This window comes from Shewanella sp. DAU305, from assembly GCF_026802235.1.
In the GTDB taxonomy this organism is placed as follows: domain Bacteria; phylum Pseudomonadota; class Gammaproteobacteria; order Enterobacterales; family Shewanellaceae; genus Shewanella; species Shewanella baltica.
Genome location: NZ_CP113808.1, coordinates 2111001 through 2125703, shown reverse-complemented (window position 1 = coordinate 2125703; position 14703 = coordinate 2111001). Strand labels below are relative to the sequence as shown.

The following is a 14703-nucleotide window of genomic DNA, read 5'->3' as shown; positions in this document are numbered from 1 at the left end:
TATTAAGTCAATCTATCGAGCTAACGCTAAAGCAGCAAGCACTAACATGCCCTCTCAGATTTAACGAATTGGAGATGACATGAGCATCCACATGAATAAAAACCGGGTTACGCCCGTTACCTTACAGAAAATGAAAGGTAAAACGCCAATAGTCGCCCTCACCGCCTATGAAAAACCGATGGCGGAACTTATCGATCCCCATGTTGATATGATTATCGTCGGCGACTCCGTCGGCATGGTGGTTTATGGGCAAGACGCTACACTAGGGGTTACCTTAGAAATGATGATTAACCATGGTCTTGCTGTCACTCGCGGCGCAGCACATGCCTGCGTGATTATCGATATGCCCTTTGGGAGTTATCAAGAATCGCCTCAGCAAGCCTTTAGACATGCCAGTCAAGTATTGATACGTACTGGCGCGCAGGCGGTAAAACTCGAGGGTGGTGCAGAGATGCTCGACACCACTCGCTTTTTAACCCAGCGAGGGATCCCTGTGATGCCACACATAGGATTAATGCCGCAACACGTCAATCAATTGGGTGGATTTAAAACCCAAGCAAGGGATGCCGCCGCCATCGAAGCCCTCGTTCGTTTAGCAAAAGACTTTGAGCAAGCAGGCGCTTTTAGCATACTGATTGAAGGTACATCCGAGCTCGCGGCGCGCACAGTAACGGCAGAAGTCTCAATCCCCGTAATCGGCATTGGCGCCTCACCCGCCTGCGATGGTCAAGTGCTCGTAACTGAGGACATTTTAGGCTTATTTTCTGACTACACGCCTAAATTTGCCAAACGCTATATCGACCTAAGCTCCTTAATCACTCACGCCTGCGCCGAATACGCCAGAGAAGTAAGAACCGCTAAGTTTCCAACAGCAGAGCATTGTTTTGGCCTCAGCCAAACAATCAAGATTACAGCGGATTAATTGTCTAAAACGAAATATTGCAGCAATCGAATAAACTATAAATCGAAATTTACAACTAATTGAGTCTATCGACTTGCTTTTTATAGGGGGGCGTTGCTTTAATAAAACTATTAAAACAATAAATTGAGTCTGAAGATTGCCTACATCAACTGCATTAGTCTTAGGCGGCGGCGGCGCAAGAGCCGCCTATCAAGTCGGCGTGCTAAAAGCACTGGTTCAGCTTTATCCGCGTAATCATGGCATTCCCTTTAAAATCATTTGTGGCACCTCGGCAGGTGCCATTAATGGCACTTCCATTGCCACCCATGCTTCCTGTTTTCATCTTGGCGTCAAAAAGCTCGAATGGGTATGGCGCCATTTTGAGACTCGCAAAGTGTATCGCGCATCCATCACTGGCGTGCTTGGCCACCTAGGTAAAATGGCTCTCAAAGGCATGCAGGACGATAAGGTTAATACCGACGCCGGCAGTCTGCTCGATAACGATCCACTCCGAAAACTGCTCAATGAATTAATCGATTTTAAACGTATCGACCGTAATATTCGCAGCGGCGCACTCACCGCACTCAGCGTCGATGCCTCTTGCTACAACAACTCACGCTCAGTAAGTTTTTTCCAAGCATCACGGGATATCGAAAACTGGACCCGCGCTAGACGCAGTGGCGAACGTATGATGCTCAACACTGAACACCTTCTCGCCAGTTCGGCCATTCCTATGGTGTTCCCCTCGATTAAACTCAACCAAGCCTATTATGGCGATGGCTCGGTCCACCAGCTGGCTCCGCTCTCAAGCCCTATCCATTTAGGCGCCGAAAAACTCTTAGTCATTAACTTAGAGAGTCCACACAAACACTTCCCAATGGAACTGGAATATCACCCGAAAACGGCATCCATAGCGGGCCATCTGCTCGATACTATCTTTTCCGACACTTTAAACAGCGACCTTGAGCGACTTGAAAGGATCAATAACACCTTAAGCCTGATCCCCGAGTCAAGCCGTAACAAGCTGGCCTTACATCCGATTAAAACCTTAGTCATCAAGCCCAGCGAAGACCTCAGCAAAATTGCCGCCCGCTTCTACGATGACATGCCATGGGCAGTAAAAACCTTACTCGGTTTTATTGGTATAGATAGACAATCAGATTCTAGTATCGTGTCTTACCTACTATTCGAAAAAACCTACACCAGCGCGTTAATCGACCTAGGCTACAAAGATGCCATGGAGCAAATCGACGAACTTAAAGCCTTTTTTGGTTTAACTTTGGAAAATAGCGCTGAATCTCATCGCTAACAGCTATGATGCAGAACTCATGGACTAAAACTGATTTATAAAGGTGAGTTTGTTTAGCTGTTCAAGTCTAAGATGAATGATACAACTCATTAAGATAAATGGGCTTAGTTTATAGCTAAGCAAAATTTCAATCGAAAGCCTGAATCCTCTTTAGGATTTAAGATTGATCATTTAGCTAGTATCCCCTATCATGTTTTACTAGATTAGCTAAAATCACTTAATTAAATTTTTTCTAAAAGGGAATCACGATGAAAAAAACTTCACTAGCACTTATCGTTGCAATAACAGCATTAAGCTCTATGGCTGCAAATGCAGCAGACGGCGAAGCTGCCGGTACAGGTACTGCTGCAAGCACTAGCACTGGTGTTATTGTTGCTGGTAGTGTAGCTGCTGCAGCTGCAATTGCTGGCGCAGTTGTAATATCTAACAGCTCTGATGGTAACCCTATCACTACCACAGGTACTAATACTACCACTGGTACTGGCAATTAATCAGTTATTAATGACTCTTAAACAACCGCCTATTGGCGGTTGTTTTTTTTGCTCGTTTAGAGAAAGTGAGAATCACTTCATTTATTGAAATATGTCTCAGATATCTCTACATTATAGATATTTATTACTATTGAGAATAAGCAACTCGGATGCGTATAAATAAAAAACTACTCTTACTCACAGCCTCAATTGCATTAATGGGTATTGCTGGCTGTAGTCAACGAATTAGCGCCATCAACGATACGATGAAATTAGCTTTCATTGGAGAGAGCGATATTAAGCTCACCACCGAGCAAATAGAAGCCAATCCCTACGCTAGCATCTATGTCAAGATAGAAGATATACCTCAAGCATTTGTTGTTTTAGCCTTAGCAGAACCAAAACACACCCTTACCACTGTAAGACCGACGCCAGAAGCAATGGAGCTAAAATGGCTCTCTGCAGATAAAGCAATGTTAGTAACAGTGAACGGACGTTTGGTGAGAACTCATAGTCTGCTCTCAGGCAATTTAGCCGCTATTGAAAGTTCAGAACCCGATCCTATTCTCCTAGGTCTGCATCTAAATAGTACGCCTAAGACTTGGACTCGCACGCTTGACTGGCAGCCCGGCTACCATTATGGGTATAAACTTAATTCACAGTTTGATTTTATCGCTGAGGAAAAGATACTCATAAATGATACTCCCACTCAAGCATTGCATTACAGCGAGTTAGTATCTGTTGAAGGTCTTGATATTCAATATTTAAATGAGTTTTGGTTAAAACCGGATAATGGGCACGTCATTAAAAGCCGCCAGAAGATAGCACCCAATCTGCCTTTTATCGATATAACTTTACTTAAGCCATTTGCATCTTAGTGGAACCATTATGAGATATTACATCGCGCCATTGGCACTTGTACTTAGTTCAGCACTAACTGCAACTGTTCATGCTGAAACCCAGTTATTCATCAGTACATCTACGACTCAGGATGCTCAGGTTCAACTAAACTATCCGACAGCAGTGCGTATAGAACAAATAGTGCAAGACGGATTACAGCAACTCCCAGCATATAATAAAACCACGAATAAAGAGGTTGTTCCTATTTATTGGTTAGGTGCGGCATTACTCGATATTCAAAATACCGCCGCATTAGAAACGAAACGTCAGCAAGTCTTAACTCTGCTATCTAAAATGGGCGAAGCTAAAGACGACAGTGCTAACATCGCAAAACTGGCTAAGCTCGCACAACTTATTCGCAGTCTACAACTTGGGCAGCGCGTAATGCAGCCTCTGGATATTGACCTTATTCGTATCAATGATTCATACAATTCGCTAATTGATGGTCGTTTCCTATTAGTCTTACCGCCTCGTCCAAGCACTGTCACAGTGCTTGGTGCTGTAGCACAATCTGGGGATTTGGCATGGCAAGGCCAAAAGACTAGCAAAGATTACCTCAAACAAGCAGGGTTACTCGATAATGCTGAAACAAGTTTTGTGTGGATTATTCAACCCGATGGCAAAGCGATAAAACAACCCATCGCTTATTGGAATCATCAAGAGCAAGATATTGCTCCTGGAGCAAGTCTCTACGTTGAGTTTTCAAGTCTATTTGATGACTACACTCAACTAAATGAAAACATTGTTGAATTACTCAGGAATCGGGCTCTGTAATGAAAAAGTCTAGCCACACAATCCATACCTTAGGCCGATTATCTGCACTGTCTTTGGCATTATTACCATTACTCCAGGTATCTGCAGATGAGTTTTCTTATCCAACACTGTTAGCTTCGCAATCAGATTTTGGTGGTGTTGGTTTAATGCAAATGCCTACAGGACGTATGGCGCCTGAAGGCGAGTTTAATCTAGCAACAACATATAATTCTGACTACCAACATTACACAGCATCTGTACAATTATTCTCATGGCTTGAAAGTACTGTGCGCTACACTCAAGCGCATGATTGGCTTTATAGTGGGAATCCAGATTTTAGTAGTGATACTAAATACACTGATAAAGGTATAGACCTTAAAGTCCGCCTGCTTAAAGAAACGAATTGGCTACCTGAAACCTCATTTGGCATTCGTGATTTAGGAGGAACAGGTTTATTTGATGGTGAGTTTATTGCAGCAACAAAACGAGTCGGTCCAGTTGATTTTACTCTAGGTATAGGATGGGGCTATATAGGAAATAGTGGAAACCTTACAGGTAAGTCAACTGAAGATGCTCCTGGGTGTGGAAGAGATTTTAATTATAATAATGTAGGGCAGTTTGAAATAAAACGCATGTTCAGCGGGTGTTCCTCTTTATTTGGAGGAATTGAATATCAAACTCCTTGGAAGCCATTTAGATTAAAAATTGAATATGATTCAAATAATTATGCATCAGATCTGCCAACTATTTATGCTGGGAGTGACATGTCACAGAACAGTAAGTTTAATTATGGTATGTTGTATAATATTGGTGACTGGGGGGACATACATTTAAGTTATGAACGCGGTAATACTTTGACTCTCGGTTTTAGTGTGCAAACGAATTTCAATACCTTAACTCAGATAAAGCGCGATCCTGCTGCAGCTAAATATAAGCCAATACCAGCGGCACCATTAACGCATGTGCAAGCTGCTAATTCACCACTAAATAATGTTAAACATTCAGAAAAACCAACTGAAACGGCCGATACAACTCTAGATACTAAAATAGAAGTGGCCCACACCAATATAATGGTGCAATCAATTGTAAACACTACTATTGATTGGAACAAGGTAGCTCAAGAACTACAAACGATTTCAGGCTATAGCAACGCTAAAATTTACCTTGACTCTGACAGCATTACCGTGATAGGGGAGCAGACTAAGTATCGTGATAGAAATGAAGCCCACCAAAGGGCTGCCACTATACTTGCCAATAATAGCGACCTGACTCAAATCAAAGAGTATCGCTTAATTGAGACCCATTATAGCCAGCCGATTACAGAAACGCGTATTGATGCAGATAAATTTGCCCAAGTAGCCAGCTTTGGTTACCTCAATGCTAAGGTTAGTGATGCAAGTCAAGTTGTTGTCCCACGCTTACCCCAAGGTGAGTTAGTCACGCGTGCTGATAAAGATTGGCTGGATAAACTAGGCTTCGATGTTGCTCCGACTATGGTGCAATCCTTCGGAGGCTCAGAAGGCTTCTACCTGTTTAATATAGGTGTTACTGGGAGTGCAAACTATAAGTTTACCGATAATTTCGAGTTTGGCGGTTCTCTTTATCTCAACTTATACGATAACTACGATAAGTTTTTATATGAGCTACCACAGGATGGTACTGACTTAAAACGCGTAAGAACCTTAATTCGTCAATATGTTCATGATAACCCTGTGCGGGTTAATAACCTCCAATTGACATGGATGGATAATCTTAGTGATAACATTTCCTACCAAGCCTATGGCGGTTATTTAGAGATGATGTATGGCGGTGTGGGGACAGAATTTCTCTATCGTCCACTCAATAGCCAATGGGCATTTGGTTTTGATATTAACTATGCGAAACAGCGAGATCCCGACAGTATGTTCGGTTTCTTTAGTGACGAAAACCAAGTTGATCCTCTAACCAATCGGGCTTATCGAGTGCAAACCGGTGTAGTGACTGGGCATGCAACGGCTTATTACCAGCCGGAGTGGTTCCCCAATACTTTACTTAGAGTGAGCGCAGGGCAGTATCTTACCGAAGATAAAGGCGTGACGGTTGACTTCTCTAAACAGTTTGATAGCGGTGTTATTGTCGGTGCATTTGCGACTAAAACCAATTTATCAGCAGAAGAATACGGCGAAGGCAGCTTTACCAAGGGCTTCTATATTTCCATCCCATTCGATCTTATGACCATAAAATCGACTCAAAGTCGTGCTTTCTTGTCTTGGATGCCACTGACCCGTGACGGTGGTCAAATGCTTGGACGTAAGTACAACTTGTTTGATGTCACAGATGCGCGAGCACCTTGGTATACCAGACCGAGTGTTGAACCTGCGAAATAGTGAGTGCGTAGTTAAAACTAAAAATGGGCAAGATAATTCTTGCCCATTTTTTCGGCCCATAAAAACTGATTAAAAATTTAATGCTTAATATGACTGATGAATAGCAAATTAAGCGGCCTACTCTATTGGTGACTTGATCCCATGTGGCGATGAGCGTAAATACTGTGGCGGCGCTTTAACCGTTGCACCTAATGTAGCTGCCGCATGCCAAGGCCAATGTGGGTCATAGAGCATAGTGCGAGCAAGCGCGATAGCATCGGCCTGCCCTTGTGCCAAAATCGTTTCCGCTTTATTAGCGTCTGTAATTAATCCCACGGCAATCACAGGTGTGTTTACCTCACCTTTAATGGCTTCGGCAAAAGGCACTTGAAAGTGCTCAGCGACAGGAATTTGTTGCAGCGGACTTAACCCACCAGTACTCACATGAATAAAATCGCAACCTCTGCTCTCTAATGCTTTTGCCAACACTAGGCTTTGGGCTAAATCCCAACCACCCTCGACCCAATCGGTTGCCGAAATTCGCACACCGAGTGCCATTTTAGGCGATATCACAGCCTTAATGGCATCAAACACACCCAACAACAAGCTCAGTCGATTCTCTAAACTGCCACCATATTTATCGGTACGTTGATTCGATAACGGGGATAAAAATTGGTGTAACAAATAACCGTGGGCAGCATGAATTTCAATCGCATCAAGCCCTAATCGTTCGGCTCTTTGCGCCGAACTAACAAATGCCAAGATAAGCTCATCAATTTCATCAAAGGTCATCGCACTCGGTAATGCAGTGCCTTCATTAAAGGCCTGCGCGGAAGGCGCTATCGTCTGCCAACCGTTATGTTCGTCGGGTGCAATAGCGCCGCCACCTTCCCAAGGTTTTCGAGTTGATGCTTTACGCCCCGCATGGGCAAGCTGTATCGCCATCGGCATATTTGAGTATTTACGGATAGATTTGAGGGTTTTATCTAGGGCGGCTTCCGTTTTGTCATCCCATAGGCCTAAATCTGCATAGGAAATTCGGCCATTGGGCAGAACGGCGGTGGCCTCTAAAATAAGCATTCCCGCGCCCGATAACGCCATGCTCCCTAAATGAATCGTATGCCAATCAGTTGCTTGGCCGTTTTCTGCTGAGTACTGACACATGGGCGCGATAATAATGCGGTTCGCTAACTCAAGTTGACCTAAGGTTAAAGGCGAAAATAATAAACTCATTGTCATTCCTTTTAATACAAACCGTGATTGGCTTTATGATGGAGTACTGGCGAGGCTATCTCGCGTGGATAAAATCGGTGCGGTAATTAATGGCCAATCAATGGCAAACTCTGCACTGTTCCAAGCGACAACGCTTTCATCTTCAGGATCATAATATTGGGTACATTGATAAATAACCTCAGCATAATCACTGAGAACATAAAAACCGTGAGCAAAGCCCGGTGGGATCCACATTTGCAGATGATTCTCTGCTGATAGCACTCGCCCAACCCATTTCCCATAGGCGGCCGAGTCGGGCCTTATATCGACGGCCACATCAAAAATGCTCCCTGCACAGACTCGCACTAATTTCCCCTGCGGTTTACGCCGTTGAAAATGCAAGCCTCGCAGGACATTACGTTGCGATCGGCTGTGATTCTCCTGCACGAACACACATGACTCGAATCCCCGCTGTGCAAAGCAGGCATCAAAATAGGATTGCCTAAACGTCTCCATAAAGAAACCGCGTTCATCCCCAAAGACTTGCGGTTCAAACACCAACACTTCGGCTAACTCAGTTTCGCTACATTTCATCAAATACCTGCTTATCGAGTAATCCATGGAATAGCGGCAAATCGTGGGGAGTGCAAATAATCAATATATCCCGAATATCAGCCTGCATCAGGGTGACAAGTGGATAATAAATCATAGGTTTATCGTAAATGGGCAGTAATTGCTTACAGACAACCTGCGTCATAGGATAAAGACGCGAGCCAGTACCGCCCGCCAGTAAAATGCCTTTTCTCATTGAAATATTTAAGATTGATAAGCTAGGTAAAGTGTCCAGATTGTAGCATATAAAAGACGACGAGCCGGAAGAACGGATGACAGCAGATGAGTCAGTCGATTAACGAAAATAATGGCGCAATAGCCGTTTACATTCCAAGCACTAAAAGCCATTTAGCTTCAGTAAGATGAATGAATCCTCTATTCAATAAAGACAAGCGCATTTGCTGAACCTAGTGCTCACCAATCTTCGCCCTTGCTACTGCTCAGGGATCAGCATCTCAATACGTAACCCCTGATTCGGCGCAGAGAAGAGAGAAACATTTCCATTGAGCTTTTGGGTGACCAGATTATAAATAATCGACATCCCTAAACCTGTGCCACCACTTTGGCGCGCCGTGGTAAAAAATGGCTCGAATGCTTTGGCTTTCACTTCATCTGACATGCCAATGCCGTTGTCTTGATAAGTCATCTTGATCTGTGCTCCCATCTTTTCAACCACAATGACAATCTGTTTATCTCCAACAAAATCATCAGGGAAAGCGTGGCGAAAACTGTTAGCGACTAAATTGGTAAAAATCTGAGCGATGGCGCCGGGGTAGGAATCAATGAAAATATTGTCATCGAGTTCGACTTTTAAAGTGATGTTTTTCTTACGCATTAAGGGCTTTAATGAACTAAATATTTGGAAAATATAGTTCTTTAAATTAAAGCGCTCACGTTCCAATATCGATTGATCTGCGGCAGTGCGTTTAAAGTTATGAACCAGTTCTGCGGCGCGGGAAAGATTACGCTCAATTAAACATAAACCATCCTGCATAGTATTGATAAAACTGACAAACTTATCTTCATCGAGATCGTTTTTCTCGAATGACCCTTTTAGTAGCGTTAACTCATCCAAACAATGGGTCACTGATGTTACCGCGATACCCAGTGGCGTATTCACCTCGTGAGCAACACCGGCAACTAAGCTACCTAAGGCGGCCATTTTTTCATTTTCAATTAAGTGCTTTTGGGTCGATTTTAAGGTCGATAGTGCCGTCTCAAGTTCTGTTGTTCGCAGTTCAACTTGATGCTCCAAATCGGTATTGATGAGTTTGAGCTGTTGTTGGTATTCGAGGATCTCTTTAGCACTCATGGCTCGGCCAAAGAGATCGGCCAGTGCCGAAGCAAACGCCTTCTCATCCCGCGTCCATTCCCTCGCCTCACCTTGATGCTCAGAACAAATAATCCCCACCATTTTGCCGTGGTGACGAATGGGGCTATCCAGCATAGAGGTGATCTGATTCGGTTTCAGGTAAGTGTCGACAAACTCTTTGGTGGCAGGATCCGTTTGCGCCTTATTAGCGACAATGGTGCGCTCATTGTCGAGTAAGCTGAAGTAATGGGGAAACTGCGCGCGAGTGAGCACTAACGCTTCTTGCGGCTGTTGGTGGTCGAGTAAATAATAACAAGCAATAGTCTGATTATCCTGACCAAACAACCAAATGCCCGCCCGCGTGATCTGTAATCCCTTACAGATTGAACTCACAATAAGTTGTGATGCTTGAATGAGATCGCCCTCATCAATAACCTGAGATTTACTGACATCAAATAGGATTCGATCGAGCATTCTGGTCATAGCGGTTCGTCCGGAATGTGGATATGTAGGGAGGCAAACGCATCTAACAGTTTTAAACTCGCTTCACACAATACGGGGTCAAACTGCTTACCTGATTGCGCCAAAATATACTCTCGTACCGCATCGACTGACCACGCCTCTTTATAACTGCGCTTGGAAAGCAACGCATCAATCACATCGACAATCGCCATGAGTCGGCCTTCAATGGGGATTTCTTCCTTAGCAATTCCACGGGGATAACCTTGCCCATCCCAACGCTCATGGTGGGTATGAGCAATTCTGGCACCCATTTTGGCAATAATACGATTTGAGCCAGCGAGCAAGTTATAGCCTTTCTCCGCATGGGTTTGCATGATCGCCCATTCCTCGGCATCAAGTTTGCCTGGCTTATGTAAGATACTCTCAGGGATACCTATTTTACCCACATCGTGCAAAGGCGCGGCGTAACGAATCGTTTCGATAAAGTCCGCTTGCATGCCGATGGCAATTGCGAGCATTTCAGTCATGCGCGCAACCCAACGTACGTGGGCTCCCGTCTCTTTACTGCGCTGCTCAATAGCATCGCCTATGATTAAAATCAGCTCCCTTTGCGTCTGCTGCACATTTTCACGGCCTGACAAATTCTCGAAGGTTAAGCTCACATTGGCCGCAAATAGCTCAAGAATACTGACTTGAAAATCCGTTAACTTAGTATTGTGCTGCAAATATAAAATACTGGTGACATGGCCACTTAGCTCATAAAATCCAACGTAAATATTGTCACGAACGAGCGAGGTTTTTAGCGCGATAGCCTCGATAATATACTCACGTACATCCCCAGGAAGTGTCTCAACGCTGCCACCTTCGCAGTAACTGATCATCTCACCCGTGGCGGCCAGAAGATTCATTTGGGTATCGAGGTAAAGGTCTTGATGATAGCTTGTGAGATAAAGGGCTGAGCTTTCAAGATTGAGTAACTGTAAAGTCTGTTCAAGCACCGCACTGCCAAAATTATGTAATGTATGACTTTTAAGTACCGAGGTGGAGGCAGCAATGACTTTCTCCATCCCCTTCTGGCTTTGCTCGATGATTTTAATATCGCGATAGGAACGCAGTGAAGTGTAGACACAAGACTTAAGCCGAGCCGCGGTAAGCTCTGTCTTGGCCTTGTAATCATTGATATCAAAGTCCCGAATAACTTGATCTTCAGGCGCCTGTCCCGGCTGGCCTGTACGTAAAATGATGCGGGTGCTGTGATTATTTAACTCAGTACGGATTTTTTGAACTAGCTCTAATCCGGCATGATCGGTTTCCATGACCACATCAATAAAAGCCAATGCAATATCCGTTTCGGTTTTAAGTAATGCTAAACCTTCAGCGGCGCTGTAACAGGAATAGAACTGTAATACCCGATTATCTAAGGTCAGATTTTTTAGAGCAAATCGAGTCACCTCATGGATCCCAGGCTCATCATCAATAATGGCAACTTTCCAAATGCCTTGTTTAGGCTTATGGGATTTATCCTCGATAACATCAGCACTTTTCTTAAATAACGCCACAGAACCACCGTCTACGATGAATAGTTAAGCTTTAGTATAGATTCAATCTCGAAAGTGACTAGTTTCAAAGGATAAATTATCATCTTATTGGTTACAGACTTTAGGCTAATAACTAACATCCTCGCCACTTTGAATACACACGAGTACAACTTAAGCTATTGTTATAAAATAGGAATAGCCAAAGTTAGGCTAAGCCAGCCTTGGCGGGTATGATGAATGCACTTAACCCGTAACACCCCGAAATTCTAATGGAGCCACTATGAACAAATCACTATGTTGCATCGCACTTCTGGCCTTATTTACCACGGCTTGCTCTGAAGCCCCAAAAGAAGAAACCGCAGTCGATACTGCCCAAGTTCAAACAGAAGCCGCTAAATCCGTCCCTGTCGGCGATACCAGCCAAAATTCACTCGATTGGGCAGGCAGCTATGAAGGTGTGTTGCCTTGCGCCAGTTGCGAAGGTATTCAAACCCTGATCACATTACAATCTGATAATAGCTTTGTTCAAGAAACGGTTTATTTGGGTAAAGATGAGAAGATTTTAAAACTGATGGGTAAAGCAGCGTGGGATGAGAAAGGACAAAAAATCACTTTGGAAGATGGCACACAGTATCTGGTCGGTGAAAATCAGCTGATCATGTTAGATACTGAAGGCCAAAGAATTACTGGCGATCTGACCGCTAATTATGTATTGAAAAAGAAACAATAGCAGAGTGTTTTTGAAGAGAGGATCATAGCTATACGATTATAAAATCGTGCAGTTACCCTCTAAAGCTCAAATGTACTCAGCTCAATCACGGAAGCAATATAAGGCTCAAGGATGAGCGAACGACATTGTTATTAAGCCACAGCGGAAAATACAGAGACGAAGGAATGACTTTAAATAAACAAGCGCAATTGATCCGCTATCAAGATTGCCCATCAACACCATGGAAAAATGGCGGTGGGAGCACAAAACAGCTACTTATTTCGCCCGCCACTGCCGATCTTACTGAATTCGATTATCGGATCAGCATAGCAAGCATTGGCAGTAACGGACCCTTTTCATTATTTAATGGCATAGACAGACAACTGGTTATCCTAGAAGGTGATGGTGTTCAACTCAGCATCGATAACCATGAAGGGGAAAAACAGATAAATGACCTTGGGGGAGAAGAAAGAATACTGGGAGACACAGATACAACTGAATATAAACGACTCACGCCTATAGACAGTGCCTTCTGCTTTGCAGGGGAAACCTCAATAACAAGTCAACTATTAGGCAGTAATGTTATTGATTTCAATGTGATGACCAAACGCGGTGTATTTAAAGCGCATACTCAAAGGCTTAACTTTGATGGCATATTTATAGAAGAACATGCTGCAACCACAAACAACAATAAAAGTGAGCACCACAAGACTGAAGCTGACACAACTATCATCCAACTACTCTGCTGCTTAGATACAATGACATGGGAGCACAATGGCAAGCTCATCAAGATCATGCCCTATGACATGCTTATTATTAGACCAGGCGAAGATATAAAGTTAGCAACGACAACGCCAAGTCGATTACTTAGAGTCACCATTACGGCCTGAAAACCATAAAAGCTATCCTTGCTTCTCAGATTCATCATATATAGGAACAGTTAAATTTAGCTATAAACATAATTGTAGAAATTACCTCGATGATTAACTAAACAAAATGTCTTAGCTTCTACTGCACTGAATAAGTGGCTTCAAATAATATGTAACCTCAAATTTCCCCATGCTCGCTAGCGGTACAAATCTGCAATATTAATCAATTTACGCTTTATGATACCGAGCCACTATCCACTCGACAGTTTTCCTAAGGCCTGAATCAAAGGATTCTAATGGTTGCCAACCAAGCTCTCGCTGGATCTTGCTCGCATCAATAGCATAGCGAACGTCATGCCCAGCTCTATCAGTAACATGTTCTACCAAACTGCGAAAACCAACACCATCAACCGCAAGTGCTTGTGCTTGTGCATGAGTGGGTACTAACTCCTCAAGTAAATCGCATATTTGATGTACGACTTCAAGATTACTCCGCTCATTAGTGCCACCAATATTATAAGTCTCCCCCACAGTGCCCTGGGTCACCACGAGAAACAACGCCCGTACATGATCATCAACGTACAACCAATCACGAACTTGTTGGCCATTGCCATATACAGGTAACGGCTTGCCAGCTAATGCGTTAAGCACCATTAAAGGGATCAACTTCTCAGGATATTGAAAAGGGCCATAATTGTTAGAGCAGTTAGTGATAACTATCGGTAAACCATAGGTGCGATGCCAAGCTCGAACTAAATGGTCCGCCGATGCCTTGCTCGCCGAATAAGGAGAACTGGGATCATAAGCTGTCGTCTCAGAAAAGAGTCCTGTATCACCCAGTGAACCGTAGACCTCATCAGTGGAAATGTGATGGAATCGAAACACTTTTTGCTTATCCGTATTCAAACTTTGGAAATAACAGCGGCACGCCTCAAGCAATGTATAAGTACCCACTATATTGGTTTGGATAAACTCAGCAGGGCCATTAATTGAGCGATCAACATGGCTTTCGGCCGCCAAATGCATCACCACATCTGGCAGATAATTCTGAAATGCTTGATCTAATTTTGCCCTATCGCCAATATCTGCCTGAATAAAATGATAGCGATCACTATCGGCAATAGATGCTAAGGACTCGAGATCACTGGCATAGGTCAACTTATCAAAATTGATCACAACACACGTCGTTTGCTCAATCAGCATACGGACCAAAGCAGATCCGATAAAGCCTGCACCACCAGTAACTAGCACTCGCATATCGCCTACCCCAAAAATAAAAAGCATTAAAATAAAAAAGCCAGAAAGTATACA

The 14703-nt window shown here is 43.6% G+C and carries 13 protein-coding genes and 1 pseudogene; 8 read left to right on the top strand and 6 right to left on the bottom strand.

From position 1 onward, the window contains the following. Nucleotides 1-79: 79 nt before the first annotated feature. The 6 genes from panB (at nucleotide 80) to OX890_RS09050 (ending at nucleotide 6699) form a co-directional block, all read left to right on the top strand. On the top strand, nucleotides 80-922 hold the full coding sequence (gene panB / locus OX890_RS09075) for a 3-methyl-2-oxobutanoate hydroxymethyltransferase (protein ID WP_268650469.1): 843 nt from the start codon (nucleotides 80-82) through the stop codon (nucleotides 920-922). Between the two features lie 136 nt (nucleotides 923-1058). Then, nucleotides 1059-2210, top strand: a complete 1152-nt coding sequence (locus OX890_RS09070) for a patatin-like phospholipase family protein (RefSeq protein WP_268650468.1) — start codon at nucleotides 1059-1061, stop codon at nucleotides 2208-2210. A gap of 248 nt (nucleotides 2211-2458) precedes the next feature. Continuing rightward, entirely contained in the window at nucleotides 2459-2701 is a 243-nt protein-coding gene (locus tag OX890_RS09065) for a hypothetical protein (protein WP_268650467.1), read from the top strand. A 149-nt stretch (nucleotides 2702-2850) separates the two neighbouring features. Then, the gene (locus OX890_RS09060) at nucleotides 2851-3558 is read left to right on the top strand and encodes a YjbF family lipoprotein (RefSeq protein WP_268650466.1); all 708 of its coding nucleotides are present in this window, start codon (nucleotides 2851-2853) and stop codon (nucleotides 3556-3558) included. Between the two features lie 10 nt (nucleotides 3559-3568). Continuing rightward, the gene (locus tag OX890_RS09055; RefSeq protein ID WP_268650465.1) at nucleotides 3569-4354 is read left to right on the top strand and encodes a capsule biosynthesis GfcC family protein; all 786 of its coding nucleotides are present in this window, start codon (nucleotides 3569-3571) and stop codon (nucleotides 4352-4354) included. Further along, entirely contained in the window at nucleotides 4354-6699 is a 2346-nt protein-coding gene (locus OX890_RS09050; protein WP_268650464.1) for a YjbH domain-containing protein, read from the top strand. The genes OX890_RS09055 and OX890_RS09050 overlap by 1 nt, the downstream gene beginning before the upstream one ends. A 117-nt stretch (nucleotides 6700-6816) precedes the next feature. Here the strand turns inward: OX890_RS09050 and OX890_RS09045 are convergent, their stop codons facing one another. The 5 genes and pseudogenes from OX890_RS09045 to OX890_RS09025 form a co-directional block, all read right to left on the bottom strand. Then, nucleotides 6817-7911, bottom strand: coding sequence for an NADH:flavin oxidoreductase/NADH oxidase (locus OX890_RS09045; RefSeq protein WP_259522425.1), 1095 nt, complete (start codon nucleotides 7909-7911; stop codon nucleotides 6817-6819). Nucleotides 7912-7944: 33 nt separating this feature from the next. Next, nucleotides 7945-8484 carry a dTDP-4-dehydrorhamnose 3,5-epimerase gene (gene rfbC / locus OX890_RS09040; protein ID WP_259510869.1) on the bottom strand — a complete coding sequence of 180 codons (540 nt, stop codon included), beginning with the start codon at nucleotides 8482-8484 and terminating at the stop codon, nucleotides 7945-7947. A gap of 16 nt (nucleotides 8485-8500) precedes the next feature. Continuing rightward, nucleotides 8501-8698: pseudogene (locus OX890_RS09035) on the bottom strand (sugar phosphate nucleotidyltransferase); the annotation flags it as partial. A gap of 237 nt (nucleotides 8699-8935) precedes the next feature. Then, nucleotides 8936-10297 carry a GAF domain-containing sensor histidine kinase gene (locus OX890_RS09030; protein ID WP_268650463.1) on the bottom strand — a complete coding sequence of 454 codons (1362 nt, stop codon included), beginning with the start codon at nucleotides 10295-10297 and terminating at the stop codon, nucleotides 8936-8938. Further along, the gene (locus OX890_RS09025) at nucleotides 10294-11835 is read right to left on the bottom strand and encodes a DUF3369 domain-containing protein (protein ID WP_268650462.1); all 1542 of its coding nucleotides are present in this window, start codon (nucleotides 11833-11835) and stop codon (nucleotides 10294-10296) included. The genes OX890_RS09030 and OX890_RS09025 overlap by 4 nt, the downstream gene beginning before the upstream one ends. A gap of 259 nt (nucleotides 11836-12094) precedes the next feature. Between OX890_RS09025 and OX890_RS09020 the strand changes: the two genes are divergently transcribed. Beyond that, entirely contained in the window at nucleotides 12095-12544 is a 450-nt protein-coding gene (locus OX890_RS09020) for a copper resistance protein NlpE (protein ID WP_268650461.1), read from the top strand. Nucleotides 12545-12708: 164 nt separating this feature from the next. Continuing rightward, complete coding sequence (locus OX890_RS09015) at nucleotides 12709-13413, top strand: HutD/Ves family protein (RefSeq protein WP_268650460.1); 705 nt, start codon at nucleotides 12709-12711, stop codon at nucleotides 13411-13413. 207 nt (nucleotides 13414-13620) lie between these two features. On the opposite strand, the gene rfbB is transcribed toward OX890_RS09015, so the two are convergent. Further along, complete coding sequence (gene rfbB, locus OX890_RS09010) at nucleotides 13621-14649, bottom strand: dTDP-glucose 4,6-dehydratase (protein ID WP_268650459.1); 1029 nt, start codon at nucleotides 14647-14649, stop codon at nucleotides 13621-13623. Between the last annotated feature and the right edge of the window lie 54 nt (nucleotides 14650-14703).

Excerpts from the sequence above, each read along its gene's own strand:
- panB (WP_268650469.1), top strand. The coding sequence starts at position 80 with ATGAGCATCCACATGAATAAAAACCGGGTTACGCCCGTTACCTTACAG.
- OX890_RS09065 (WP_268650467.1), top strand. The coding sequence starts at position 2,459 with ATGAAAAAAACTTCACTAGCACTTATCGTTGCAATAACAGCATTAAGC.
- OX890_RS09060 (WP_268650466.1), top strand. The coding sequence starts at position 2,851 with ATGCGTATAAATAAAAAACTACTCTTACTCACAGCCTCAATTGCATTA.
- OX890_RS09055 (WP_268650465.1), top strand. The coding sequence starts at position 3,569 with ATGAGATATTACATCGCGCCATTGGCACTTGTACTTAGTTCAGCACTA.
- OX890_RS09050 (WP_268650464.1), top strand. The coding sequence starts at position 4,354 with ATGAAAAAGTCTAGCCACACAATCCATACCTTAGGCCGATTATCTGCA.
- OX890_RS09045 (WP_259522425.1), bottom strand. The coding sequence starts at position 7,911 with ATGAGTTTATTATTTTCGCCTTTAACCTTAGGTCAACTTGAGTTAGCG.
- rfbC (WP_259510869.1), bottom strand. The coding sequence starts at position 8,484 with ATGAAATGTAGCGAAACTGAGTTAGCCGAAGTGTTGGTGTTTGAACCG.
- OX890_RS09030 (WP_268650463.1), bottom strand. The coding sequence starts at position 10,297 with ATGACCAGAATGCTCGATCGAATCCTATTTGATGTCAGTAAATCTCAG.
- OX890_RS09020 (WP_268650461.1), top strand. The coding sequence starts at position 12,095 with ATGAACAAATCACTATGTTGCATCGCACTTCTGGCCTTATTTACCACG.
- OX890_RS09015 (WP_268650460.1), top strand. The coding sequence starts at position 12,709 with ATGACTTTAAATAAACAAGCGCAATTGATCCGCTATCAAGATTGCCCA.
- rfbB (WP_268650459.1), bottom strand. The coding sequence starts at position 14,649 with ATGCGAGTGCTAGTTACTGGTGGTGCAGGCTTTATCGGATCTGCTTTG.